Source organism: Microbacterium sp., assembly GCF_031988965.1.
Taxonomy (GTDB): Bacteria; Actinomycetota; Actinomycetes; order Actinomycetales; family Microbacteriaceae; genus Microbacterium.
In genome coordinates, this window is the sequence record NZ_DALZXX010000008.1 from 1 (window position 1) to 26,220 (window position 26,220).

A 26,220-nucleotide genomic window follows, 5' to 3' on the forward strand; every position below is an offset into this window, starting at 1 on the left:
GTGATCACGGTCTGCGACGACGCCCACGAGAGTCTGCTGACCCGTGACGACCTGCACTGGTCGGTGCGCGATCCGGCCCGCGTCGGCACCCCCGCCGCGTTCGACGATGCGTTCGACGCGCTCAGCCTGCGGATCCGCGCGCTGTCGTCCCGGCTCATCGCGGCGTAGCCGGCCCGGGGCGACGGGCATCGCTTGTACAGTGATCGCGTGGAGTCCGAGACCCAGAGCAGCGCGACACCGAACCGACCGGCGACACCGAAGCGCCCCGTCGTCGTCAGCATCGTCGTGGTCCTCATCGTGCTGAGCGGCCTGTCGAACGCGGCACTCGGCCTCGCCGTGCTTCTCAGCCGCTATCAGGTGCCCGACGCCGATGTGCTCGTCGTCTCGCTCGTCGGCGCAGCCGTGATCCTCTTCGGTCTGCTGACCATCGCCGTGGCGGCGGCGATCGGCCGCGGCAGCCGGCTCGCCCGCCTGCTCCTGACGGTCTACCTCATCATCCAGCTGGCGCTGCACGTCGTGACCGCTCTCACCACCACCTGGGACTGGGCGGTGCTCGTCCAGTCAGTGCTCGAGCTGCTGGTGCTCCTGGCGATCTGGGTGCCGCCCGCCTCCCGCCGGTTCTTCGCCGACTGAACTCCGGGCGAGGATCCGCCGGTGCACGATCCGCACGACTTCGATCGCGAGGATCGTGACGATCGTGATGCCGGCGATCAGGTACGCGGCCTGCTCACCGGGATCGACGAGCTGGAAGAACTCACCGGCGAGCGGCACAGTGAACAGCACCGACAGGGCCACGAACATGCCGCCGACCACGAGCACCTTGTACCGGTTGAGCGGACGAGCCAGCACCGCGAGAACCCAGATGCCCACGATCGCCAGGATGATCGTCGACCCGGTCCGCAGCTGCGGCTCGGTGACGCCGAGGCTCATGGCCCCGCGCGTGTAGACCGTCAACGCGGTGGCGATCAACAGCCCTGCGGGGATCGCGAACGTCAACGATCGTCGCAGGAACCCCGGCACGTAGCGGCTGGTGTTCGGCATGAGCGCCAGGAAGAACGCGGGGATGCCGATGGTCAGCCCGTCGGTGATCGACAGCTGGCGGGGCAGGAACGGGAACTCGAGCACCATGACGCCGAAGAGCACCGCAAGGGTGGTGGCGTAGACCGTCTTGGTGAGGAAGAGCATCGAGACGCGCTCGATGTTCGCGATCACCTGACGCCCCTCGGCCACGACGTCGGGAAGATGCGAGAACTGCCCGTCGAGCAGCACGAGTCGCGCGACGGCCTTGGTCGCCGGTGACCCCGAGTTCATCGCGATGCCGATGTCGGCGGTCTTGATGGCCAGGGCGTCGTTCACACCGTCGCCCGTCATCGCGACCGTGTGGCCCCGCGCCTGAAGCGCGACGACCATGCGCTTCTTCTGCTCGGGGGTCACCCGCCCGAACACGGTGTGGGATTCGAGCACCGCGCCGAGCTCGACGTCGTCGTCGGGGAGCTGCCGGGCGTCGTAGCCCTCTCCGGCGTCGAGACCGAGCTGCCGCGCGATCGCCGCGACCGTGCGCGGGTTGTCTCCCGAGATCACGCGGACGCCCACTCCCTGGGCACGGAAGTACGACAGCGTCTGGGCCGCATCCGGACGCACCTTCTCACTGAAGGTGATCACGGCGACGGGCACGAGTCCGGTCGGGAGCGATTCCGCGGCCTCGGCGGCGGTCGAGTAGTGATCGGCGCTGACCGCGAGCACGAGCGTGCGCAGCCCCTCGGCCGCCAGGCGCGTGACGGCTTCGCCGACCTCGGTGCCGGCATCCGTCGCCGCATCTCCCAGCACCATCTCGGGCGCGCCGAGCACCCGGGTCTCGTCGCCGGTGTCGGCGAACGAGAGCGCGCTCCACTTGCGGGCCGACGAGAACGAGACGTAGACCGAGGCATCGCGCGGCCCGGAGGCGGGGTAGGGCACCCGCAGGCATCGGGCTGTCGCGTTCGCATCCGGCGCATCGCCGAACCACGACAGCGCGTTCCGCCATTCGCCGGTGGCCGAGTCGAGCAGCACGAGGTCGCGGTAGGCGAGCTCCCCCTCGGTGAGGGTGCCCGTCTTGTCGAGGCAGATGACGTCGACCCGCGCGAGCCCTTCGACGGCGGGCAGCTCGTTCACGAGCACCTGCCGAGAGGCGAGACGGGCAGCGCCCACGGCGAAGGCGATCGACGTCATCAGCACGAGACCGAGCGGGATCATCGCGGTCAGTGCCGAGATCGTGTTCACGATCGCCTGTGTCCACGTGCCGGTCTTCCACGCGGTCACCCATCCCCCGGCGACCATCATCTGGGCGTTGAGCACGAGAAGGCCGATCGGCCCGATGCCCCACCCGACCCACTTCAGCACGCGGTCGATCGAGGTGCGGAGCTCGGATGCCACGAGCGAGAAGCGCTTGGCCTCCGCCGCGAATCGGTTCGCGTACGAGTCCGCGCCCACCCGCTCCGCACGAGCCAGTGCTGCGCCGGCCACGACGATCGACCCCGACAGAGCCTCGTCGCCGTCCTGCTTGTCGACGGCATCCGACTCGCCCGTGAGCATCGACTCGTCGATCTGCAGCGCGCGGTGCTCGAGAACGACCGCATCCGCGGTGACCTGGTCTCCGGCACGGAGGATCAGGATGTCGCCTCGAACGACCTCGCCGGGAGCGATCTCGACGTCCTGCGCATCGCGGCGGACCCGGGCTCGCGGGGCATTCAGCAGGGCGAGGCGGTCGAGCGCCGCCTTCGCCCGGAACTCCTGCCAGCATCCGATGATCGCGTTCCCGAACGCGGCGAGACCGAACAGCGCATCCTGCCAGCGCCCGAGAAGAAGGAGAACCAGGAAGCACGCGCCGACGATGCCGTTGAAGAGCGTGAAGACGTTCGCGCGCACGATGTTCCACGCGCTGCGGCTCGAATCGCCCGCGAACGCGTTCGTCTGCCCGGATGCCGTGAGCTCGGCGACCCGCGCCGCGGTGAGCCCCACGCGGGTGTCGGTGACGACGTCGCTCTCCGCGACGGAGGTGGTGTCGGGCTGTGGATGCTCAACCATGGTGTCTCCGACCGTGACTCACGCGGCGACCGATATATCTCGGCGTCTGCGCACCACGCTAGCGGGAGTTCCGCCGAGGCCCGAACGTTTTCTCTCACGCGGTCGGAGCGGGCTGCTGCCCGATGAATCCGGCTCTCACCGGGTGGGCGCTGCCCCCGCCAGCTCCCCACGAAGAAGAGCGGCGCCCGCACTGAGCGCCTGCAGCTTGCCGCGCGCGACGTCGCGAGGCAGCGGCGCCAGACCGCAGTTCGTGCTCGGGACGAGCTTGTCCGCGTCGACGAAGCGCAGCGCGTTGCGGAGCGTCTCGGCGACCTCTTCCGGCGTCTCGATGGCATGATTCGCGACATCGACGGCACCGAGCATGACCTTCTTGCCCCGGATGAGCTCGATGAGTTCCACCGGCACGTGCGAGTGGTGACTCTCCAGCGAGACGGTGTCGATGCTCGAGGCCTGCAGCAGCGGGAACGACGTCTCGTACTGCCGCCATTCCGCCCCGAGAGTCGCCTTCCAGTCGGTGTTCGCCTTGATCCCGTAGCCGTAACAGATGTGCACCACGGTCTCGGCGCGCAGCCCCTCGGCCGCCATCTCGAGCACCTCCACGCCCCAGTCCTTCACGTCGTCGAAGAAGACGTTGAAGGCCGGCTCGTCGAACTGGATGATGTCGACGCCCGCCGCCTCGAGTTCCCTCGCCTCCTGATTGAGGATCGTCGCGAACTCCCGGGCGAGCTTCTCACGGCTCCCGTAATGGCGGTCGTAGAGGGTGTCGATCATCGTCATCGGGCCGGGCAGCGCCCACTTGATCGGCTGATCGGTCTGCTCGCGCAGGAACCTCGCGTCGTCGACGAAGACGGGCTTCTCACGGCTCACGGCTCCGACGATCGTCGGCACGCTCGCGTCATACCGGTCGCGGATGCGAACGGTCTGCCGCTGGTCGAAGTCGACGCCCGAGAGGTGCTCGATGAACGTGGTGACGAAGTGCTGGCGCGTCTGCTCTCCGTCGCTGATGATGTCGAGCCCGGCAGTGCGCTGCTCCTGGACTGCGATGCGCAGAGCATCCTTCCGGCCCTCGTCGAGTGCCTCACCCTCGAGCTTCCACGGCGACCACAGCGTCTCCGGCTGGGCCAGCCAGGACGGCTTCGGCAGGCTGCCGACGATCGAGGTGGGCAGAAGCGTGTTCATGGCGTGGAGTTCTCCGTCGGTCGGGCGAGAGGGGTGATAGGCGACAGGGTCGTCAGGGGCAGGGTCGTGCACCGACAGGGATGGTCGGCGACAGGGTCGTCAGGCGACGGGCACGAGGTCGTCGGCAGGCACGCGGTCGTCGGCGGTGGCGCCGTACGTGGCGGCCCACTGCTCGAGCAGCTCGCCGTGCGGCTGCATGAGGTGCTCGTCGGTGAACCGGCCCTGTTCGGTCGCGAGCCGGCTGCGCTCTTCGCGGTCGTACGCGATCTTCGTCACCGAGTAGTCCTGCTGCTCGAGGGTCGGCCGATAGACGCTCGCCGCGGTCGAGTTCGCGTTGTAGATCTCGGGTCGGTAGATCTTCTGGAACGTCTCCATCGTGCTGATCGTGCCGATGAGCTGGAGGTTCGTGTAGTCGTTCAGGAGATCGCCGCGGAAGTAGAAGGCCAGCGGCGCGACGCTGCCGCGCGGCATGAAGTACCGGACCGAGAGGCCCATCTTGGCGAAGTACGCGTCGGTCAGCGACGAATCCTTCTGCTCGTACTCGACGCCGAGCACCGGGTGGTGGTTGTCGGTGCGACGGTACGTCTTGCTCGTCGAGACGCTGATGCAGATCACCGGCGACAGCGAGAACCGCTCGCGGTACGCCTCGGAGTCGAGGAAGTGCTGGAAGAGCTTGCCGTGCAGGTCGCCGAAGTCGTCGGGAAGGGCGAATCCGCCCGCCGCCTCGCTGGCGGCCGGCAGCCGCACACTGAAGTCGTAATCGCGCACGTACGACGAGAAGTTGTTGCCGACGATCCCGTGCGTGCGCGTTCCGGTCAGACGGTCGACGATCTGGATGTCGAGCACCTCGAGGAGGGGGAACTCCCTGTCTTCGCCCTCCGCGGCGAACTGCACCGCGACCGAGATGATCTCGAGCTCGAGGGTGTACCGGTCGGCACTCGGGTTGTCCCACCGGGCCAGATCGTTGAACCGGCGGTCGATCATGGTCAGCGCGTTGCGGAGGTTCTGCTGACGGTGCTCACCGCGCGCCAGGTTGGCGAAGTTGGTGGTGATGCGGGAGTCGTGCGAGGGCGAGTAGTCCTCGTCGAACCGGGTCGTCGTGATGCGGAACGTGAACTCGTGCGCCATGGGGTGCCAATCGGTGAGCTGATCGGCCGGGCTCGGCCTCGCGGAAAAGGGGATGACTCCATGGTGCGGCCAGACCGCTCCTATCGAGTAATGCGCGCCAGCTATGCCAGGGCATAGGCTGTGGCTATGGTCAGGCGATCGAGCGGCATCACCCTGCAGCAGCTCACCTATTACATCGAGGTCGCGGCAGAGGGCTCGATCAGCGCCGCCGCCGATCTGCTGTACGTCGCGCAGCCCACGATGTCGGCGGCGATGAAGGACCTCGAGGGCCGAGTGGGCCGCGACCTGCTCGTCCGCTCGGCGCGCGGAGTGACCCTCACCACCGACGGCGTGGAGTTCCTCGGCTACGCCCGGCAGGTCGTCGAGCAGGTCGCGCTTCTCGAACAGCGCTATCTGGGGCGGCCGCCGTCGCGCCGCCTGCTCGGAGTGTCGACGCAGCACTACTCGTTCGCCGTCGACGCGATGGTGCGGATGGTGAAGGCGACCGAGGCCGCAGAGTACGAGTTCTCGCTGCGCGAGACCCGCACGTGGGACATCATCGAAGACGTCCGCACCCTCCGCAGCGAGCTCGGCATCCTGTATCGCAACGACTTCAACCGCAACGTCATCGACAAGCTGCTCCGCGACTCGGGACTCGCGTTCCGCCCGCTCTTCGTCGCCGATCCGCACATCTTCATCTCCCGCAAGAACCCGCTCGCCGCCCGAGAGCGAGTGACCCTCGACGATCTCGCCGAAGTCCCGCGCCTCACCTTCGACCAGGGCGCGAACAACTCCTTCTACTTCGCCGAGGAGATCCTCTCGACCCTGTCGAGTTCGAGGGAGATCAGGGTCTCGGATCGCGCGACCATCTTCAACCTCATGATCGGACTCGACGGGTACACGATCTCGACCGGAATCATCAGCGACGACCTCGACCCCGAGATCGTCGCGATTCCCCTCGACGTCGACGAGCGCATCGAGATCGGCTGGATCGGCCACTCCGCGATCCCGCTGACCGAGCAGGCGCAGCGCTACCTCGCGGAGCTGCGCACCGTCGTGGCGAGCTTCGGCGTGACGCTGCTCGGCTGAGCACACTCCCCCGCCGCCCGCTCTGCCTGCTGCCCGCCGCTAGCACCTGGCCATCATCGCGCGCAAGAGCCATCCGTCGTCACCGCGCGCGTGCCACGATCGACACATGAGCATCCGACGCATCCCTCCCCTGATCGGGGATGCATCGTCGAGCGCCGAGGACGACCTGATGGTCGACATCGCCTCCGGCAGCCAGACGGCGTTCGCACAGTTGTACGACCTCACATGCGCGCGTGTGTTCGGACTCATCCTCAGCGTGATCGAAGCCCGAGCGTCTGCCGAGGAGGTCCTGCAGGAGACCTACGTGCACATCTGGGCGCACGCGCGGGAGTTCGCGGCGTATCGGGGAAGCGCGGAGACCTGGATCGCCGAGACAGCGCATCGCCGCGCACTCGAACTCAGCCGCGCACTCGAACTCAGCCGCGCACTCGAACTCAGCCGCGCGACGGGACAGACTCCCGCACTCGGAACCACAGCGTGAGCTCCATGATCGCGCGGCCGACCATGTCGTGGTCCCCGACGCGGAGGTCGTCGAACGAGTCGCGGTATCCGGATGCCATCGCCGGCTCCGCCGCGACCAGTGACTGGTAGCCCATCGTCCACTCGGCGAATCGCCGCTCGTGCAGCGGCTCTTCGATCAGCACCCGCACATCATGGTGCCGCGGATCACGACCGATCTTCTCCATCAGCTCTTCGACGTCGGACCGGGTTCCCTCCAGGATCTGGACGAACTCGCCTCCTCGATAGAGGAGCATCCCGGTGATGTCGCTCGCACTGTTCCGTGCTCGACTCACGGCCAGCAGTTCGGCGAGCTCCCGCTCGTCGAACGGGCGCGTGGCGCTGCTGCAGTACACGAGCGAGACGAGCGGGTTCACGTCGGTCATCCGGCATCCTCCTGCTTTCCCACGGTGTCGTCGGCATCGGCGCCGGCGGTCACGGCCGCCATCGCCAGATGGTGGTCCGCATGGTCGCCGAGAGGGCGGGACGCGGCGTCGAACGCACGCCAGGCGCCATCGACCTGACGGTCGACGTATCCGAGAAAGGTGCCTTCCCGGCTGCCCACGTAGAACCCGTCGGCCACGCTCGCCCACAGGGGGCGGACGGCCGGCGGCGACTGATCATGCATGTGATCAGCGTACCTTCGGGAATACAGCCGGGCTCGGATCATCCTGCAGAGGGATGCAGATACCTCCCCCGCACGATGCCGCGCCCGCCCTGCGCGGCGAGGCTGGATCCATGAACGCACGCACGACCCTCGCCGCCCCCGCCCTGGTCATCGCAGGACTGCTCTCACTGACCGGATGCTCCGCCTACGACAGTCTCGTCCACAAGCAGTCCACATCGACCTTCGACGATGTCGACGGGTTCGAGAGCGGTGCGGAGGTCGACGCCGACTGGATCCCGACCGACGCGAGCGAGATCACCGTCCGCACCTCGACGATCGAGGATGCCGCGGACGCCGTCATCCTGCTCATCAGCAGCTCCGGCCTCCCCGACGAATGCGCCGAGGTGGAGCGGTACTCGGCCCCCACCTGGGTGCTCGACGATGCGCCCGACCCGTACGCGGCGAAGACGGTCTTCGCGTGCGGCGACTGGAGCGTGATGGCGTCGGACGACGGCTGGTTCGGGTGGACGCCGAACTCCGAGGACGAGCGGAGTGCGGCCGCCTCCGCGGAGTGATCAGGACCCGGATCGCAGAGCCGCGACCGAGTGCCTTCCCGCGAAACCAGCCGCGCCTGCGCAAGACTGTCCGGATGCGCACCCTGCGACTCGCTCCTCTCCTGGCACTGCCTCTCGTTCTCGTCGCGCTGGCCGGATGCTCGGCGAGCGGTCCTACCGACAGCGAGCCGCCGAAGTTCGACCAGAGCATGAACGAGGTGAGAGACACGTCGAATGACGTCGTCGACAAGCTCGTGGCCGCGTTTCCCGGCGGTCAGCGGTATGCGGAGGCCGACGCGAACGCGTACGCCTGTTCCGGAGAAGACGACGGCATCGGGCACTGGCTGTGGGCGCTCGGCATCCCCAGCACCGACATCACGGGGACGATCGCCGAGCTGCAGGACGAGTACGGCGATGCGGTGACATCCACGGGCACGTCCTCACAGGACATCGAGTACTCCGACGGCGAGACCTGGCCGGTGACCGGCGGACACACGCTCATCGAAGACGAGACCGGCTCGTACCTCCTGAGCTACCCGATGACGCAGGGCGGCACTGTCATGCTTCGAGTCACGACGGCCTGCGGCGTCCTCCGCTGACGCCGGGCGCCTCCGACCGAAGTCGGCTCCGCGCTCTGACAAGCTGGACGACATGATCACGGTTCACCTGCGCTACGAGATCGACCCGGACAAGCTCGACGACTTCACCGAGTACGGACGCCGGTGGATCCGGCTGGTCGCGAAGCACGGCGGCACCCACCACGGCTACTTCCTGCCGAGCGAGGGAGACAGCGACGAGGCCTTCGCACTGTTCACGTTCCCCTCCCTCGCCGAGTACGAGATCTACCGCACCGCATCGAAGATCGATCCCGAGTGCGTGGAGGCCTTCGAGCTGGCTCGCAGGACGCAGTGCATCCGCCGGTACGAACGCCGCTTCCTGAGCCCCGTCTTCTCGGGGGACGCGGACTGAGACGGCCGCGGGGCACCGGATCGAGTCCAGCTGATTCTCTGATCGGAGTTGTCTCGAGGCTGACGCCGACTTGTCCCCCGAACGGCCGATACCGGCGGCGGCGGGCATCCACGAGGATGGTCTTTTCTGAGGATTGCGAGCGACAGGTGACGCGCGATGAGGGGCTCTCGATGACGGCACCGGATCAACCGGTGGATGCGCTGTCCGATTTCGCGGACCTCATGACGCACGAGCAGGAGTTCACCGACGGTCAGGCCGATGCCTCGGCGCGCAGGAAGCGCAGGCGCCGGGGGCTCATCATCACTGCCGTCTGCCTCGTCCTCGTGCTCGCCGTGACCGGCGGCTACATCGGGTGGGCGCTCACGGCGCCCACGAATCCGCCGACGGTGACCAACCGCACACCGCAGGTGCCGATCGGCTCCGCTGCCGCCTTCGCGACGCCGACCGCCACGGCGTCAGCGATCAGCATCGCCGGCGCCGATGCCTATCTGGGCGAGGGGGCGAGCGGCATCTGGTCGGCGACGGGCACGGGCGAACCGCTCCCGATCGCGAGCATCACCAAGCTCATCACCGCCCTCGTCATCCTCGATGCGTCGCCGCTCGCCTCGGCGGACGACCCCGGGCCGACCATCACGTTCGACAAGGCCGACCACGATCTCTACGACGCGTACTACGTGCTCGACGCGACCATCGCTCCGATGCCCACCGGCACCACCATGTCGCTGCATGATGCCCTCGCCGTCATGCTCATCCCCTCGGCGAGCAACTACGCCGAGGCGCTCTCCTCGAAGATCTTCGGATCGCAGAACGCGTTCCTCGGCGCGACGCGCGACTGGCTCGCCGCCCACGGGCTCACCGGCACGACGGTCACCGAGCCCACGGGCATCAGTCCACGCAACACGAGCACGCTCACCGACCTGCTGGCCATCGCGAAGCTCGCCGCCGCGAATCCGGCGATCGCCCGGATCGTCGCGACCCCGTCGCTCTCGGTCCCCGGTGCGGGTGCGGTGTACAACACCAACGGCCTCCTCGGCACGGCCGGGATCACGGGGCTGAAGACCGGGAACCTGGGCATGGGCACGCACAACCTGCTGTACACGGCGACCCTCGACGTGGGCGCGGCCGCTCCCCTTGCCGTCACCGGCGTCGTCCTCGGGGCGCCGACGCGCGATTCGGTGAACGCCAGCGTGATCGCCGCACTCGAGAGCATCCGCTCCGGCTTCCACCAGATGCCCGTCGCGACCGACGGCCAGGAGATCGGATCGATCGCGACGCCCTGGGGATCGTCCGCGACGCTGGTCATCGACGAGGACGCGTCGATCTTCACCTGGTCGGACACCCCGATCGAGGTGACGGTCGACATCGACACCCCGCTCACGTACCGCGACGGCACGGTCGTCGGAAGCGTCACCTGGACGGCCGGGCCGAACACCGTCACCGCTCCCGTGACGATCGACGGGAACATCGACCCGCCCACCGAGTGGTGGCGACTCACCCACCCGTCCGAGCTCGGCTTCATGGCGGATGCCGGGGACTGAGCGTTTCTCCGCAGAACGATGCCGCCGAGGTCCGCTCTCGCACGATGGCGGGCGCTTGCCGGTCCACGTCACGACCCCTCGGGCATCTGGGAATCCCGTGGGAGTCGAAGGACGATGCTCCGCCTCGCCGTTAGCGTCGAAGCATGGATATCGACACGAGACGACCCCGGGCTCGCAGTGCACGCATCCTCCCTCCCCTGTGCGGAATGGCCGTCGCCGCGGCTCTTCTGGCCGGGTGCGCCGCGACCGGCGCACCGACCCCGACAGTCACGCAGACGGTGACGGCATCCGCCGAGCCCGCGCCGACCTCGTCGCCCAGTGCGTCCGCCCCCGCGGCGGACGTCAGTCCGTCGGGCATCGGAGACGTCGACCTGGGCACGTCATACGACGAGGCAGTGGCGGCGACGGGTGCGACTCTTGCGGAGGCCTGCCCATGGCTCGCCACCGCCGAGGCTGACGGGTACACGCTCACCCTCCAGCGCCCCGAACTCCCGGAACAGGGCCCAGCGGTGGTCGACCTCGTGCAGGTGTCCGCCTCGCCCGTCGACCTCGAAGGCAAGCCGGCCGTCGGTCCCGTGACAGCGGAGGGGATCGGCATCGGTTCGCGGGTGGACCAGGCTCTGGCCGCGTACCCGGACGCGGTTGAGATCGAAAGCGTCGGCGATCGCCGGTATCTCGCGATCGAATCGGAGGCAGGCACCGGTTCCGTCTTCCTGACCTACACGGCCGGAACCGACACCATCTGGGCCGTGACCGCGACGAGTCTCGACGAGCCGCCGTACGAGTCCTGCGGCTGAGCGCACCTTTCACTGGCGCTCCGTTGCACCTCGAATCGCACGCCCAGGTTCGGTACCGAGTCCCCGCATCGAGGCGGAGTACTGAGCGCTCTTACCCGCTCCACCCCTTCTTACTTCCCTGCCTGGCCGTTTACCGACGATCAGACCACTTATCGCAACTATCCGGCACGGTCCTCTCAATCACGTCCCGGCGCGTTGCCGTGAACCGGATCCTGCGGTCAGGCCAAGACCGGCGCCCCGACCATCCCGTAGAGATCCTTCGGGTCCACGGGCTCCGTGATGAGGTCGATCGGCTCCGAGAAGCGCGAGGCCGCCGTCGCCCTCTGCACGTATCGGAGCGCGGTGAAGTCTTCGATCGCGAAGCCGACGGAGTCGAAGACCGTGACTTCGTCTCTCGACGCGACCCAGCTCCTCTCGAGGATCACCCGCCAGAGCTCGGTCACCGGCGAACCCGACGGAAGGAGCTGTATCTCCCCCTCGATGCGCGTCTGCGGCTCGAGCTCCACGAACACCCTGTGGCGGCGGACGATGTCGAGGTCGAGCTCGGTCTTGCCCGGGCAGTCGCCTCCAATGGCGTTGATGTGCGCGCCAGCTAGGACTCCGAGGCCGCAAGCACCTGGGCGTTGGCCTTATCGGCCGTGCAGGTGCGGTGATGTCGGCGTCTCGGACCGCATCCGCCGCGCTCGACTCGACGGTCACGTCGAACCCGAGGTGGCGAAGATGCGCTGCGGTCGTTCGGGCGGCTGCATCGTCGACGTCGAACAATCGCACTGTTCCGACACCTGGTCGCTGGCTCCTCAAAGACAGAGGTCGGATCCGCCCTCGATGGTCCGGAGACACGACGAAACGCCGCAGCACATCCTGCTCAGGGCTTTCACTCAAGCCGCTCACCCGGCAACACCACTCACCAGTGCCTTGAACAAGGGCTGCATCACGCTCCACGGTTCTGAGGGGGCAGCATGCTGCGGATCTCGCTCTGCGAGGATGGTCGCGTGATTGCTAAGCAGACACGGGCCGAACGGGTCGCCCAGACCAAGGAGACCATCCGCGCCGCGGCGGCGAAGCTCTTCCGGGAGGACGGCTTCCCCGCAACAGGTGTGCGGGACATCGCTCACGCAGCCGAGGTCGACCCCGCGACCGTGATCCGCTATTTCGGCTCGAAGGAAGGTCTCTTCCTCGAGACCATGGAGCTACCCGCCGGCATCGACCACGCGCTCGCCGGCCCCTTGGATTCGCTGGCGGCGGACTACCTGCGCTTCATCCTCGACGAAAGGGCACACGCGGACGGCAGGGCGATCCTGGCCGCTCTTGTCCGAGCCTCCGATCGAGCCGAGGTCGCCAGCGCACTGCGTATTCACACGCAGGCGGTGTTCGAAGAGCGGCTGCTCCCCCGGTTGAGCGGCCCGGACGCTCTACTTCGCGCCCACCTGTTCGCAGCAGGAATGACCGGCCTGCAGGTTGCACTGTGGGTCTCGGAGGACGACGTGCTCGTGACGGCATCGACCGAGGCGCTCATTGCCGCGTATTCTCCGAGCCTTCAGCTGATCCTGACTCCGTGACGAGCGCGCCGCGCCGCTTCAACCGCTCACGAAGTAGAAACTTCAACATTGTTGAAGTTCACAGATTTGCGGCGTACCCTGAGGCCGTCCCGATACGGGATGACCTCAGAAAGGAACGGCAACATGGGAACTCTCGATGACAAAGTCGCGATCATCACGGGCTCAGGAAGCGGCGTCGGACGTGGAATCGCACTGGCACTCGCCAAGGAGGGCGCCGCGATCGGTGTGATCGACATCAACGATGCCGGCGCAGATGAGACGGTCGCTCTCATCGAGGCTGCCGGCGGACGTGCGCTCACGGTGCACTGCGACATCCGCCGCTCCGCAGAGGTGGATGCCGCAGTCTCGTCGGTCGTCGAGGCCTTCGGCAACGTCGACATCCTCGTGAACAACGCCCAGGGCGCCCGCGGCCAGGTGCCCTTCGAGGAGATCACCGATGAGGATCTCGATCTCGTGTTCCAGGCGGGCCCCATCGGCGCCGTCTACTTCATGCGCGCAGCGTTCCCGTACCTGAAGGACGGCTACGGCCGAGTGATCAACGTCCGCTCGGGGGCCGAGCAGATCCCGCTCCCCGGCATGGGTGCCTACATCGCCGCGAAGGGCGCTATCGGCGGTGTCACCCGCATCGCGGCCCGCGAGTGGGGGCAGTACGGCATCACCGTCAACTCGATCGCGCCCGCGGCCATGACCGACGCCGCCAAAGGATACTTCGATGCCAACCCCGACAAGCTCGAGGCTGTGATGGCAGGAATGTCCCTCAAGCGCTTCGGCGACGCCGAAGCCGACGCGGGGCGAGCTGTCGCGTTCCTGGCGGGCCCTGACGCCTCCTACATCACAGGCACCACTGTGTCGGTCGATGGTGGAGGGGCCTTCTACTCCTGACTGCGGCGGGCTGCAGCGCCCATCCCGCTGCAGCCCCATCATCGTCGACGGTCCTCCTGAACCGCGTCGTTCTCGACCGAGAGCCTGATACTGGCTCTGCCGTAGCCATCTGAGACGACCGTCAGCGTCACCTCTCCGGCGTCGGCACCGGACCTGATGACGGCGAGGGCCCGTCCGTTGAAGGTCGAGCTCAACCCGTTGACGAAACCGTGCCTCGCCCTCGCGTCGGCGCTGCCGAAGCCGGCGAGGGTGCCGGCCCCGGTCACCGACGCGGCCACTGCGACTCCGCTGAGCGGAACGACAGTTCCTTCGCCGTCTGCCAACGAGACACGGACGAACGCCAGGTCCTGCTCGCCCGCCGAGAGCACCTCACGATCGACGGACAGGTCCAGCCGCACCCCGTCTGCGGCGCTTCTCAAGCTCGATCGGCCGACCTCGACGCTGCCGGTGTATGAGACGGCGACGAGCTCGCCGGGCTCATAGTGAACGGGGAAGACAGCCGTGCATCCGTGCCCGGGTCCGGCCGGTTTCTGCCCCAGCGAACGCCCGTTCAGGAACAGCTCGACAGCGTCCGCAGCAGAGTAGACGATCACCTCCGTCTTCCTCCCCACATCTTCCGACCAGGACCAGCTCGCGATCGCGTCCGTACCGCGCCAGTTGGTGGGCACCTTCTTGAGTCCCACATACTGCGGGGGACGCGACAGGATGGCTGGCTCCGTCTTACCCCACGCGGCGGCGGCGAGGAGTCCCGCAGCGGTGACCTCGCCGATCAGATCGACGGCGCCGCAGTCAGCGGCCAACCAGGGGAACGGTTTGATGAGGCCGACGCGGTCCTTGCCGTAGGTGTACGAACCGATCCCTGCCTCGCCCAGGTAGTCCCAGGCGGTCCACATGAAGTCACCGATGAGGAACGGATGTTCAGTGACCAGATTCCAGTTCTTGACGATGTCCTTCGGATTCGTCTCGGTTCCGACCATCACCCGGTCTGGGTAACGTCTGGCATGAAGCTCGTACTGGCCAGTGCCGTAGTTATACCCAGCGATGTCCAGCGCAGCGAAGACATCCTTCGTCGATGAGTCGAACCGGGGCAGCCGCGGATAGGTGAGGATGCGTTCGCTGAGGACGTTCATCAGATGGTTGATCAATGTGCTGCTGGCGAGCTTGGGAGCGTCTTCCATCGATCGGGCAGCGCGAGCTGACGGATCCTCGCTCTCGTCGCCACCCATATTCAGCAGTCCGATCCCCGCACTCGCGAGCGCGTTGAGGAACGGGTTCACCCCCGCCGTGACCAAACGCGTCGGATCGAGGTCGTGGCAGGCCGCCACCATCCGGCGAGCGAAATCTACTCCCTCAGCGGTAGCCGTCTCACCGTTCTCGTTTCCGATCGAATAGAGGATCACGCTGGCGTGATTGCGGTCCTTGACGACCATCGACTCCAGATCACGACGCCACCATGCACGAAAATCGCGCCCCGAGTCGAACGTCGACTTTGGCTTGAACCACACGTCGGTGAGCTCGTCCATCACGAACATGCCGATCTCGTCGCACGCGTCGAGAAGATCGCGGCTGAGCGGATTGTGCCCGGCGCGGATCGCGTTGAAACCCAGCTCCTTGAGGATCCGAACTCGACGGTACTCGGCGTCCCGGAAGGTGGCGGCACCGAGCACACCGTTGTCGTGATGCAGACAGCCTCCGCGGAGCAGAGTCGATTCTCCGTTGACCAGCAGGCCCCGACGGGCGTCGGCGCTGACCGTTCGAATCCCCACACGTTCTGTGCGCTCGGCGAGTGTCACACCGTCACGTGACGCGCGCACCGTGAGGGCGTACAGAATGGGAGTGTCCGCACTCCAGAGCTCGGGGGCCTCGACCTCGAGAGGAATGTACGCGTGGCCGTCCGTCGTTCGCACGCCACCCTTTGCGACCGAGATACCGTCGCGCCCGAGCTCCACCTCGACGTCCGTGGGCTGCCCGTCATCGTCGATGACGTCGACCTCGACCTCGACGCTGGCGATGGCTCCGACGGCTCGAGTGCGGAACTGCACTCCATCTGGGGCGAACCGTGTGGGACCCTCGACCAGCAGACATACGCGGCGGTACAAACCGGATCCGCTGTACCAACGTGTGTTCGGTTGGCCGGAGTTGTCCACGAGGACAACGAGCTCGTTCTTCAACCCCGGACGCAGTGCGGAATCGAGATCGACCGTGAACTCCGCGTACCCTGATGGGCGCGTGCCGACGACGACGCCGTTCAGCATGACGGTGCTGTGTCGATACACGCCCTCGAATATCACGGACACATGCTTGTCCGCCCACTCGGCGGGGGCGTCGATATCCGTACGGTAGGTGTAGACGTTGCCCGGATAGTATCCGGATGCCGGACCTGACGGTGCGCGCGGAGTGCGGCGCTCGTAAATCATCGCGTCGTGCGGAAGCGTGACGCCGACAGGCTCTCTCCCGTCACTGGACACCGTCCACCCGCTGTTCAGATCATGCTTCATGCTTCTCCATGGAATTCGGACTGGTGAGTACCCGCCGCCAGTTCCTTCTCCCGGCCCACCAGGCGGATCGTTGCTGTCGTCCCTGGAGGCACCATCACCGTGAGATGGATGACGCCGGAGTCGTCGAGGCGCCAACTGGCCGCGGCCCGACCGAACGGCGTCTCCACAGCACTGGACGCCGAGGTGAGTCCCCCACCGATCACGGGCGCCACCAGGAAGCGGCGGTAACCGGGTTCGAGAGGCCGAAGCCCTGCGACATGCTCATGCAGCCAGCGCGTGACGGATCCGAAGGTGTAGTGGTCGTGGGATACCTTCGCATGCCCGTTGTCCTCGTACCCCTCCCATGTCTCCCACCACGTGGTGGCGCCGCGGTCGAGCTGGCCCAGCCACGATGGCGCCGTCTCCTGCAGCAGCACGCGATAGGCGACATCCGCATGGCCGTTCTCCGACAGGGCCTGTAGCAGCAGCGGCGTGCTCAGAAATCCGGTGCCGAGGTGGTCTCCGGCCTCGACGACCAGCTCCGCGAGCCTCGAGGCTGCGGCCGCACGGTGACCCGGTGGCAGCAGGTCGAATGTGAGCGCTCGCACGTAGTCATCCTGGCGGTCGTCACCGATACGCCTTCCTCCGTCCGTGACGAACGCGGCGCGCCATGCTTCACGCGCCCTCGACGACACCCGCTTCCACCGCACGGCCTCGACCCTGTCGCCCAGGACGTCCGCGATCTGCGCCAACACTCCACTCGACAGCGCATAGTACGCAGTGGCCAGAGCCGCCGGCGGACGAAGCACGTTGTCTCGGAACGTCCCGCTCGCGTTCTCGCCTGGACGTAGCCACTCACCGTAGTGATACCCGGTGTCGACGATGTACTTCTCCAGCGCACCCACACGCGCTCCGAAGCGACGGGACAGTCCGCTCCTCCGGGCTCGACGTTCGAGCTGCTCCACCCATGCCTTCGCGCTGTGCCATTGCCTGCGCAAAACCTCCTCGTCCCCGTAGTACTGGTAGAGAGTCCACGGCACGAGAACCGCGGCATCACCCCACCCGACAGACGAGCGCACGAACTTCAGCGCTCGATCGCGTACACTCCAGCTGAAGTCCGAGGTCTCGCTGGGGATCCAGTTCGGGACCCGACCATCAGGATCCTGTTCCAGAGCGAGGTTGCGCAGGTAGCGGCGCAGGAATGCATCCGAATCGACCATGATCGCGGCGGTCGGCGCGAACACCTGCACGTCGCCGGTCCAGCCGGTGCGCTCCCGCGTGGGACAGTCGGTCGCGGTGTCGGAGAAGTTGGCGCGGAGCGAAGCCATGGTGGTCCGCGCCATCTGCTCGAGCCGTGGATCCGACGCATGGAACTCGCCCGTCACGGCGAGCGGCGTCGAGATCTCGATGCCGACGACATCGTCGTCTGCCAGGTCGACGTCCAGACCCTCGACCGTGACGTAGCGGAATCCTCGGATCGTGAATGACGGCGTGTACTCGAACTCCTCATCTCCGAGGATGATCTCGTCTCGCTGGAACCAGTCCTTCGAGCTCGCGTACTCGAGGTAGTCCATCTCGAGTTCGCCCTCTGGGGTGAGCACTTCGCTGTACCGGACCACGACCGTGCTCCCTGCGGTGCCGGTCAGTCGGATACTGGCGTACCCGTTGAAGTTCTGTCCGAAATCGAGCAGCTGTGCGCCCGAGGGAGTCGTCGAGATGGTGGCGGCGTAGGTGCCGACACGGGTGACCCGCTCGACCTCTTCTGCGACGAGTCGACGCGAATGCCGCGGCAGCGGGTGCGCCGGGCCGAACCCCTGCGGATCATCCGAGGCGTTCCAATCGATCTCGGGAACACCCGCATCTATGCGCTCGCCCCATTTGGGGTCCGCGATCAGGATGCGACCGGTGCCGACCGTCCAGGAGGTGTCACTTCCCACCGTCCGCGTCGTGCCGTCGGCATACTCGATCTCCACCTGAACGATGGTCGCGAGGCGGTCTCCGTAGGTCTCGATCTTGTTGAACGTGCCCAGAGCCCCGCGGTAGCGCCCTTCAGCGACCACGACTCCGAGGACGTTGCTTCCTTCGACGAGGGAATCGGTGACGTCGTAGACCTGGTACTCGACGATGTCGTCGAGCGATGTCCATCGCGGCACGAGGTCGGGACCGGTCTGATCCGTCCCATTGATGTAGAGCCTGTACCAGCCCAGCGCGCTGACGTACGCCCTCGCCCGCCTCACGGGCGCGGCGACCTGGATCTCGCGTCGGAAGTACTGCGTGCGGCGGTCACTGCCCTTGGATCTTGGCGGTTCCGCGATCCACTCGGCACTCCAGTCGGATGCGGACAACAGTCCGGTCTCGAACGTCGCGGCGTCGCTCCACTCCGAGACCGCTCCGTCAGCCCGCAGACGGACACGCCACGAGTAGGAGGTCGCCGAGGTGAGAGGCGGTCCGGAATAGCGGACGCCATAGGGCCGCTCGGAGTCGACCATCCCGGAACTCCAGACGCGGTCGTCCGCCGCGCCGCCACCCGACCGCCTCACCTCGATCTCGTATGCGTCCTGCGGCGCGACGACGGCGTCGCCACCCCAGCGCCAGGAGAACTCGGGGTGCGTCGAGTCGATTCCTCGAGGATCTGTTCGCAGCTCGACCCTGAGGTGGTTGGGCTTGGATGACATGTCCGTCAGCCCCGCGCGATCTTCAGCGCGACCGCAGGGGTGAACCCTGCCCTGGTGCCCCCATCGTTCAGGATGTCGACGCCGGTGAGGTAGCCGGCTCTGTCGCTGGCGCAGAAGGCCAACAGCTCGGCCATCTCCTCCGGAGTCCCGAACCTCTTCAACGCGGCCGCCAGGAGCAGGCGCTCGGATCCGCTCTTCTTCTCAAGTCGTCCCATCGAGGTGTCGAAGCTCCCAGGAGAGACGGAGAGGATCCTTGCACCCTTCGCACCGAATGCCGCCGCCATGGCCTGCGAGTACCAGATCACGAACTGCTTGCTGAGCCCGTAGGCGATTCCGGTCCGCAGTCCCTTGGGCACGAGGCGTACCGCCGAGGTGAGCTTCTCGGTGAACCGCGTCGGGTCGGTCAGCGCAAGACGATTGCGCCGCTTCGAAACGAGCACGCGGGGGGCCGTGTGCCCCGCGATCGACGCGACATTGACGACCGCGAACCCCTCGGACGCGACAGCGAGAGCCGAGTTCACGACATTGACCGTGCCCAGCGCATTGATCCGCACGATGAATCCGGCATCGCCCATCTGCGGACTCACCCCCGCGGTGTGCACGACGGCACGCAACTCACCCGACCGGTTGGCGGTGGCGACCAGCGCGTCCACAGAGGAGCGGTCGGTGATATCGATCACGATCGCCTCTGCAGAGATGTCGAGCGCCTCGAGCTCTGCGACAGCCGCATCGAGTCGCTCTCGGTTGAGGTCTGCGAGCACCACATGGTGATCGCGACCCATGATCTTCGCGGTGGCGAGTCCCATCCCGCCGGTACCGCCGGTGATGATTGCTGTCTGCATCAGATTTCCTCGATCTCGTCCTGGTCGGTCACAGCGCGCGTGCGTTGTCGATCGTCCGGGGGCTGTGGGCGGCCGCGACGATCGCCCAGGCCCCGGGCCTGCGAGCCCAGGTGCGCGACTCCGGGTTCCGCTCGCGCGTCGGCGTGAGGTCGAGATCGACCTCGATGGTCTCCTCACCGCCCGCCTGCAGCTCGACCCTGCGGAATCCGACGAGCTGGGGCACGACGTTCTCTGCGTTCGTATCAACGGCGTAGATCTGGGCAACGGTCGAACCGCTGCGATCACCGGTGTTGCTCACGTGCACCAGTGCTGTGCCCTCGGTTGCGGACGCGTCGTGGTCGACGAGTTCGATGTCGAATGTGGTGTAGCCGAGACCGAAGCCGAAGGGGAACGCTGCGGCATGGCCGTCCCGGTCGAGCTTGCGCTGGCCCCACCAGGCGTCGTACTCGATGGTGCGCGCTTCCGCATCGAAGAACGGCAGATGCGCGGCATCCGTGGGCACGGCGACCGGAAGACGCCCTCCGGGCTCGACCGTGCCGATGAGCACATCGGCGAGAGCACGACCACCCTCCATCCCCGCGTACCAGGCATGCAGGATCGCGGGAACCTTCGCGCGCCAGGCCTCGACGATGATGGCGCTGCCTCCGATGAGGACCACGACGGTGCTCGGGTTGGCTGCGGTCACCGCCGCGATCAGTCGCTCGTCCGCCGGATGGAGGGTGAGCGACTCGCGATCTCCGCCGCGCCCGAACTGGCTGGTGTTCTTGCGCGGCATCTTCTTCATGAGCCACTTCACGGGGGCGAAGTTGAAGGGAAAGCCCAGGATGCTGAGGTCCAGGTCGTCGTTCTCGACCCGCTCTCCCTCGTCGTCATGGTTCATGCCGACCACGAGCACGGCGACGTCCGCCTGCGCTGCCGACGCTGCCGCTGCCGCGACGTCCGTGCCGTCGGAGTGGATGATGTCGACGTCCGGCAGCGCTTCACGAAGCCCGCCGAGCGGCGTCACCGCGCTGGGCGGATGCACCAACGAGGACCCGTGGTCTCCCATGTTGGTGGCGTCCGCGAGAGATCCGATGACGGCGAGGCGCGCGATCGCAGGGCTCAGCGGCAGGATCGAGGTTCCATCGATCGCATCGTTCTTCAGTAGAACCATCGACTTCTCGGCGACACGGCGCGCGAGTTCTCGGTGCGCAGGCGAGGCGATGACGCTGCGCGTCGGCTCCGCGATGTCACGCGAGACGGCATGGCTCAGGATCGTGCCGACGATCCGACGGGCCGATCGCAGGACCGTCTCACGAGCGAGCCGCCCGTCCTTGAGTGCTTTGGGGAGTTCTCGTGCCCGCAGCAGCGTCAGGGGCATCTCGATGTCCATTCCGGCCTCCAGGCTCTCCAGACCGGCATGGGTGCCGAACACCCAGTCGCTGGTCACGAAACCTTCGAATCCCCACTCGTCGCGGAGGATGTCGGTGAGCAGAACACTGTTCACGTCCATGAACTTGCCGTTGACGGAGTTGTACGCGCTCATCACCGATTCCGCTCCGGCGTCGACCACGGCCTTGAAATGCGGGAGATAGACCTCGTGGAGTGCGTGATCATCCACGCGTACGTCGACGCGGAATCGCGCGTTCTCCATGGAGTTGAGGGCGTAGTGCTTCACGCACGCCATCACGTTCGCACGGAGCCCCCGCGTCAGACCGACCCCCATCCGGCCCGTCAGCACGGGATCCTCTCCGTAGGACTCCTGAGCGCGCCCCCACGCGGGGTGGCGCAGGAGATTGATGCACACGGCTCCCGAGTAGTTCGCGCCGTGGGCCCTGGCCTCGAGTCCCATGGCCTCGCCGACCTCCTGCTCGAGGTCCGGATCCCAGGTCGCGGCACGGGCCATGCTCACCGGAAACGCGGTGGATCCCTCCACGACTACTCCCCGCGGGCCGTCAACGAACTGGACGCCGGGGAATCCTATACGGGGGACCTGCGCTGCGCCGATCGCTCCCGCCCTGATCATCCCCGGCAGCTTGATCATCGAGCGCACGGGGACGTCGCCGTCGAGCAGGCCGAGAAGCTCTTCATCCTCGAGAAGCGCGAGGAGCTGCTCGGTCGCTTCGTCGACTGTGATCGCGTCAGTTCGCACCGCCTCGACGGCCTCGTCGAATGTGCGGATCATCGTCGTCTGAGTCATCTCAGCGTCCTTCCGAAGGGGTCAGGGCGACACGCACGGCCGCGCCGCGTGTGATGCCGTTCTCGTTGAATGAATCGACCGCGACCCAGTAGTCCTGGCCGGTGTTGAGCGCGCCGAGGTCGTGCGAGGTGCGAGCGTCGAGCTGCCAGCTGGAGTAGAGCTTGTCGGCCGCGGTTCCGTAGCGCAGGTTGTATCCCCGGGCTCCGGGCACGCGCGCCCAGGTGACCGTCGCGTTCATCGGTCCCGTCCGTCTGGCCGTCGGAACCGCGGCGGCCGGAGCCGACCCGCTTCCGTGGCCGAACACGCGCAGCCCGCTCACAGCGAAAAGGCCGTCGTATGGCTGGGAGTATCCGGTCACGCGCACGTATCGATACTCCGCAGGCTCTTCGAGCTCGACGAACACGTGAGATCGACTCGCGCCCGTCATCCGCGAGTCGTGGAGGGTCGTCCACTCCGAGCGATCCTTCGACACCTGGACGGTGAACTCGGTCGCAGGCTCGGTCTGGTTGATGTGACGCTGCCAGAGCGCAGTGAGGGTGGTCTCGCGGCGCGAGCGCTTGACCGTGGGCTTCAGCTCGTGCTCTGCGAGGTTGACCTGGATCGAGCTCACGGTCGATCCTTCGGGAAGCTCGACCTGAACCCACTGGCCAGGGTTCTTGTCACCCGCGACCCACCAGGTGGTCGCGTCCTCGTCGATCGCGAGCTCCGGGCCGTGCGCCGGTGCCGAAGAGGATGCGAGCGGGCGAGAGCCGGCGGTGAGCAGCATCGCTTTCGCGGACAGCGACCACGGATCCGCCGGTCCGTCGGGGATCGTCAACGGGTAGTCAGCGAATTCCTGGTTGCAGAACAGCACGCCGTCCTTGTCGAAGCCCGCCGGGAAGAACCCGATCCGGCGCTCGAACATGAAGGCCTTCGAGATGCGCATGGTCGCGATGTGCCACCAGTTGCCGTGCTCATCCTGAAAAGTCGACCCATGCCCCGCACCGGGCATGAATCCACCGGGCTTCGATGAGAACGGCGAGCTCTGTGCGTAGGTGAACGGCCCCAGCGGAGAATCTGCGGTGTAATAGCCGTCGCCGTACGTGTGCAGTTCGGTGCCTGGCGCGGAGTACTGCAGGTAGTAGCGACCGTCGTGCTTCGTCATCCAGGCGCCCTCGATGAACGGACGTGCACTGATGAACGGTTTCAGGAAGATCGAGCGCTTGTCGTTTTCGGGGTTGTAGTCCCGACCTCTCCTCTCCCACCCATGCGTCTCATTGTCGCCGTGGATGAAGTCGACGGGGCGCCGATCGGACGGAAGGTAGTGCGGTCGAGCTCGACGCCGCGAATCGGGGTCTTGTCAGAGCATCCCCAGTAGAGGTAAACGCGGCCGTCGTCGTCCTGGAACAGGTTCGGGTCCCAGAACGTGAAGGTACCGAGGATCTCCTCCCACTGCCCGCCGAGGGGATCCTTGGTGCGGAAGAAGTTGCCGTTCTTCGTGGGGTGCGACGCGCAGACCACCATGTGCCCATCGATGATGCGCACATCGGGCGCGTAGTCATAGTTGGGAAGGGTCGGAGTGCCGACGAAGTCCCAGTTCTTGAGGTCGACGGAGTGCCAGAACCCGCCCGACATGGATACGAACAGGTAGAAGCGACCTTCGTAACGGATCAGGGAAGGATCAGCCCCCTCGCGCACGACGCGGCGATAGAACGGGCCCACCGTGAGCTCTTGGAAACGGTAGGGCAGATCGAGCGGATTGCAGATGGTCTCGGTCATACGTGACGGCCTTTCAAAGGGGCTCCTGCACGGGCGCCGATCGTCTCTCCCGACGATTCGACGCTCAGCTGAGCGGAGCCGTGAGTGCGGGTGCTCACATCGAGGACGACGGTTCCCGACGCTCCGGTGCCACGGAGCGCGAGAAGTGCCCGCCCGCGGTAGGTCGAGTGCACGAGGTCGGTGAAGGACTCGGTGGTCGCAGGCGCGCCGCTGCCAAGACCCGCGACAGTCGCCGGTCCCTCGACCCGGACGACGACGATGTCGGTAGCAGAAGAGTCGACCACACCCGCATCGTCAGCGAGCTCGATCCGGACGTAGGTCACGTCATCCACCGAGACATCGGATGCGCGGTCCAGGGTCACGCGCAGCCCGCTCGGTCCTGCGGAACGCAATTCCGAGCGCGCGACGGGGAGGCCCGCGCGGTATGCGATCGCTTCGAGTGTGCCGGGTTCGTAGCGGACAGGGAACCGTGCGATGAAACCGGTCCCCGCACCCGACTTCTTCCTGCCCAGGGTGCGCCCGTTGACCAGTAGCTCGACCTCGTCGTCGGCGCTGTACACCTCGATCTCGGAGCGCTCTCCCTCATGCCCGGTCCACGACCAGCTCTCGATCGCGTCCGACGACCGCCAGGCTGACCGAGCCGCCGGGCCGGAGCGCACATCGAGAGGTCGCACGGCGATCGCCGGTGCGGCGAGCATGCCCCACGCGGCCTTCCCGAGGTTGATCGCCGCCCCCGGCTCTCCCGTGATGTCGAAGATGCCCATCTGCGAGGTCAGCTGCGGGTACTCCTTGAGGAAGGGAGCGCTGCGCACGCCATAGCTCCACGCACCTCCCCCGGCTTCACCCATGTAATCCCAGCCCGCCCACACGAAATCGCCGATGAGCCCGGGCAGCTTCTCGGCGAGCGCATGGTTGCGTGCGAGATCCCCGGGCATGGACTCGGTGCCGACGATAAGGCGAGCGGGGTGCACCACGGCGTCGATCTCATACCTGCTCGTGCCGTAGTTGTAACCGGCGACGTCGACGTGGCTGAAGAGCTCGCGGGTCGAACGATCGGCGCCTTTGAGCCGCGGGAAGCGGGTCATCAAGAATCCGAAGCGGTTCGAGATCACGTTGAGAGCCGTGCTCGTCATATCTGGCGCTCCTGCCGATGCCGCGCTCGAATCCTTCTCGTACCCATCCGCGACTCCGGCGAAAGAGGCTGCCACGAGATTGACGCCGATCGTCGACAGTCGTGTCGGATCGAGTCGACGCAGCTCCGACGCCATCGCCGCTGCGGTGCATCGGCCGCGTGGCGAGAACGCTTCGCCGTTCTCGTTGCCGATCGAGTACATGACCACTGAGGCATGGGTGCGATCCTTGGCGACCAGAGATGCGAGTTCCTCGCGCCAGATGCCATCGAACGCCTCAGCGTCGTCATGCTCGGTCTTGTGGTCGTACCAGCCGTCGAACGCTTCGTCCATCACATACATGCCGAACTCGTCGCAGGCGTCGAGCATCGCGCGTGAGGCGGGATTGTGCGCACTTCTGATGGCGTTAAACCCTGCCTCCCTCAGGATCCGGATGCGCCTGCGCTCAGCCTCAGGGAAGACGGCGGCGCCGAGGATGCCGTTGTCAGAGTGCACATTGGCACCGCGCAGGATCTCCGCACGCCCGTTGATCCGCAGTCCAACGCCCGGCACGACCTCTACCGTGCGCAGGCCGATCCGCCGGTGCACCTCGTCCCGCCGGACGCCGTCTGATGACAGATCGACCCGGAGGTCGTGCAGCGAGGGAGAGTCGGCCGACCAGAGTTCGGGATCGGGCACGTGCAGGTCGACGGAGGCGGCAATGCCACTCGTACGCGCGCTGCGGGATGCGACGACGTCGCCGTTCCTGGAGAGAATGACGTCGAGCTTGACGTCTGCGACGCCAGGGTTGGCGATCGTAACGTCGACCTCGACGACCGCTGCTGAGCCGACGCTGCGCGTCCGCACCGCGATGCCCCCCGGGAGGACGTGGACGCGGTCCCGCGATTCCAGCCACACGGGTCGGTAGATCCCCGACCCGGTGTACCACCGAGAGTTCGGAGTGGCGACGTTGTCGACCTCGACCTCGATGACATGCTCGGAGGCGATGACGAGGTGCGGGTCCAGCCGCACCTCGAACTCGCGATACCCGCTCGGTGATCCACCGACCACCCGCCCGTCGAGCAGGATGCGGGAATGCCGGTAGACCCCCTCGAATCGCAGCGAGACCTCTCGTCCCGTGAACTCCTCCGTCGGCGTCCAGACCTTGCGATAGCGGTACTCCCCGCCGGGGAAGTACGCGCCATGCGCCCAGGACCGCGCATCAGCCGTGCGGACCTCACCGATCATCGCGTCGTGCGGGAGATCGACGGGTACGTAAGCGGATTCCCGCTCCCGTCGGAACTCCCAGCCGCGGCTGAACGGTGTCGTTGTCATGGT

The 26,220-nt window shown here is 66.7% G+C and carries 22 protein-coding genes and 1 pseudogene; 10 read left to right on the forward strand and 13 right to left on the reverse strand.

What is annotated here, in order from left to right:
* Positions 1 to 207: 207 nt before the first annotated feature.
* A complete protein-coding gene (locus RTM68_RS03925; RefSeq protein WP_312168458.1) occupies positions 208 to 633 on the forward strand; it encodes a hypothetical protein in 426 nt (141 codons plus the stop codon).
* On the opposite strand, the gene RTM68_RS03930 is transcribed toward RTM68_RS03925, so the two are convergent.
* From RTM68_RS03930 to RTM68_RS03940, 3 genes are all read right to left on the reverse strand, one after another.
* Entirely contained in the window at positions 562 to 3,063 is a 2,502-nt protein-coding gene (locus tag RTM68_RS03930; RefSeq protein WP_312168459.1) for an HAD-IC family P-type ATPase, read from the reverse strand. The genes RTM68_RS03925 and RTM68_RS03930 overlap by 72 nt on opposite strands.
* A 135-nt stretch (positions 3,064 to 3,198) precedes the next feature.
* Positions 3,199 to 4,242, reverse strand: coding sequence for a methionine synthase (locus RTM68_RS03935; protein ID WP_312168461.1), 1,044 nt, complete (start codon positions 4,240 to 4,242; stop codon positions 3,199 to 3,201).
* A 99-nt stretch (positions 4,243 to 4,341) separates the two neighbouring features.
* Positions 4,342 to 5,370: a DUF1852 domain-containing protein gene (locus RTM68_RS03940; RefSeq protein WP_312168463.1), complete on the reverse strand. Its 1,029-nt coding sequence runs from the start codon at positions 5,368 to 5,370 to the stop codon at positions 4,342 to 4,344.
* A gap of 126 nt (positions 5,371 to 5,496) precedes the next feature.
* Here RTM68_RS03940 and RTM68_RS03945 point away from each other — a divergent pair, with 126 nt between their 5' ends.
* A complete protein-coding gene (locus RTM68_RS03945; RefSeq protein WP_312168465.1) occupies positions 5,497 to 6,438 on the forward strand; it encodes a LysR family transcriptional regulator in 942 nt (313 codons plus the stop codon).
* 106 nt (positions 6,439 to 6,544) lie between these two features.
* A complete protein-coding gene (locus tag RTM68_RS03950) occupies positions 6,545 to 6,919 on the forward strand; it encodes a sigma factor (RefSeq protein ID WP_312168467.1) in 375 nt (124 codons plus the stop codon).
* Here RTM68_RS03950 and RTM68_RS03955 read toward each other — a convergent pair.
* Together RTM68_RS03955 and RTM68_RS03960 are read right to left on the reverse strand one after the other, a co-directional pair.
* Positions 6,873 to 7,322 carry a BLUF domain-containing protein gene (locus tag RTM68_RS03955; RefSeq protein ID WP_312168469.1) on the reverse strand — a complete coding sequence of 150 codons (450 nt, stop codon included), beginning with the start codon at positions 7,320 to 7,322 and terminating at the stop codon, positions 6,873 to 6,875. The two genes, RTM68_RS03950 and RTM68_RS03955, sit on opposite strands and share 47 nt — an antisense overlap.
* The gene (locus RTM68_RS03960; RefSeq protein WP_312168470.1) at positions 7,319 to 7,564 is read right to left on the reverse strand and encodes a hypothetical protein; all 246 of its coding nucleotides are present in this window, start codon (positions 7,562 to 7,564) and stop codon (positions 7,319 to 7,321) included. The genes RTM68_RS03955 and RTM68_RS03960 overlap by 4 nt, the downstream gene beginning before the upstream one ends.
* A gap of 110 nt (positions 7,565 to 7,674) precedes the next feature.
* Here RTM68_RS03960 and RTM68_RS03965 point away from each other — a divergent pair, with 110 nt between their 5' ends.
* The 5 genes from RTM68_RS03965 (at position 7,675) to RTM68_RS03985 (ending at position 11,401) form a co-directional block, all read left to right on the forward strand.
* Entirely contained in the window at positions 7,675 to 8,118 is a 444-nt protein-coding gene (locus RTM68_RS03965; RefSeq protein WP_312168472.1) for a hypothetical protein, read from the forward strand.
* A 74-nt stretch (positions 8,119 to 8,192) separates the two neighbouring features.
* A complete protein-coding gene (locus RTM68_RS03970) occupies positions 8,193 to 8,696 on the forward strand; it encodes a hypothetical protein (protein WP_312168473.1) in 504 nt (167 codons plus the stop codon).
* Positions 8,697 to 8,748: 52 nt separating this feature from the next.
* The gene (locus RTM68_RS03975; RefSeq protein ID WP_312168475.1) at positions 8,749 to 9,066 is read left to right on the forward strand and encodes an NIPSNAP family protein; all 318 of its coding nucleotides are present in this window, start codon (positions 8,749 to 8,751) and stop codon (positions 9,064 to 9,066) included.
* Positions 9,067 to 9,236: 170 nt separating this feature from the next.
* On the forward strand, positions 9,237 to 10,604 hold the full coding sequence (locus RTM68_RS03980; RefSeq protein ID WP_312168477.1) for a D-alanyl-D-alanine carboxypeptidase: 1,368 nt from the start codon (positions 9,237 to 9,239) through the stop codon (positions 10,602 to 10,604).
* A 143-nt stretch (positions 10,605 to 10,747) separates the two neighbouring features.
* A complete protein-coding gene (locus RTM68_RS03985) occupies positions 10,748 to 11,401 on the forward strand; it encodes a hypothetical protein (protein WP_312168480.1) in 654 nt (217 codons plus the stop codon).
* A 218-nt stretch (positions 11,402 to 11,619) separates the two neighbouring features.
* Here the strand turns inward: RTM68_RS03985 and RTM68_RS03990 are convergent.
* A pseudogene (locus RTM68_RS03990) lies at positions 11,620 to 11,988 on the reverse strand (ornithine cyclodeaminase); the annotation flags it as partial.
* A 372-nt stretch (positions 11,989 to 12,360) separates the two neighbouring features.
* On the opposite strand from RTM68_RS03990, the gene RTM68_RS03995 reads away from it, so the two are divergent.
* Both RTM68_RS03995 and RTM68_RS04000 read left to right on the forward strand, forming a co-directional pair.
* Positions 12,361 to 12,960 carry a TetR family transcriptional regulator gene (locus tag RTM68_RS03995; RefSeq protein WP_312168483.1) on the forward strand — a complete coding sequence of 200 codons (600 nt, stop codon included), beginning with the start codon at positions 12,361 to 12,363 and terminating at the stop codon, positions 12,958 to 12,960.
* A gap of 123 nt (positions 12,961 to 13,083) precedes the next feature.
* Entirely contained in the window at positions 13,084 to 13,842 is a 759-nt protein-coding gene (locus RTM68_RS04000; protein WP_312168486.1) for an SDR family oxidoreductase, read from the forward strand.
* 38 nt (positions 13,843 to 13,880) lie between these two features.
* On the opposite strand, the gene RTM68_RS04005 is transcribed toward RTM68_RS04000, so the two are convergent.
* Genes RTM68_RS04005 through RTM68_RS04035 form a run of 7 tightly spaced genes read right to left on the reverse strand, consistent with a single transcriptional unit; the run spans position 13,881 to position 26,217 of the window.
* The gene (locus tag RTM68_RS04005) at positions 13,881 to 16,340 is read right to left on the reverse strand and encodes a glycoside hydrolase family 2 TIM barrel-domain containing protein (RefSeq protein ID WP_312168489.1); all 2,460 of its coding nucleotides are present in this window, start codon (positions 16,338 to 16,340) and stop codon (positions 13,881 to 13,883) included.
* A complete protein-coding gene (locus RTM68_RS04010) occupies positions 16,337 to 18,994 on the reverse strand; it encodes a family 78 glycoside hydrolase catalytic domain (protein ID WP_312168491.1) in 2,658 nt (885 codons plus the stop codon). The genes RTM68_RS04005 and RTM68_RS04010 overlap by 4 nt, the downstream gene beginning before the upstream one ends.
* 5 nt (positions 18,995 to 18,999) lie before the next feature.
* Entirely contained in the window at positions 19,000 to 19,836 is an 837-nt protein-coding gene (locus tag RTM68_RS04015) for an SDR family oxidoreductase (protein WP_312168493.1), read from the reverse strand.
* A gap of 28 nt (positions 19,837 to 19,864) precedes the next feature.
* On the reverse strand, positions 19,865 to 22,015 hold the full coding sequence (locus RTM68_RS04020) for a glycoside hydrolase family 3 C-terminal domain-containing protein (RefSeq protein WP_312168495.1): 2,151 nt from the start codon (positions 22,013 to 22,015) through the stop codon (positions 19,865 to 19,867).
* Between the two features lies 1 nt (position 22,016).
* The gene (locus RTM68_RS04025) at positions 22,017 to 23,285 is read right to left on the reverse strand and encodes a discoidin domain-containing protein (protein WP_312168574.1); all 1,269 of its coding nucleotides are present in this window, start codon (positions 23,283 to 23,285) and stop codon (positions 22,017 to 22,019) included.
* A complete protein-coding gene (locus RTM68_RS04030) occupies positions 23,201 to 23,773 on the reverse strand; it encodes a family 43 glycosylhydrolase (RefSeq protein ID WP_312168497.1) in 573 nt (190 codons plus the stop codon). Before RTM68_RS04030 ends, RTM68_RS04025 begins: the two co-directional genes overlap by 85 nt.
* Positions 23,770 to 26,217: a glycoside hydrolase family 2 TIM barrel-domain containing protein gene (locus RTM68_RS04035; RefSeq protein ID WP_312168500.1), complete on the reverse strand. Its 2,448-nt coding sequence runs from the start codon at positions 26,215 to 26,217 to the stop codon at positions 23,770 to 23,772. The genes RTM68_RS04030 and RTM68_RS04035 overlap by 4 nt, the downstream gene beginning before the upstream one ends.
* Positions 26,218 to 26,220 lie beyond the last annotated feature (3 nt).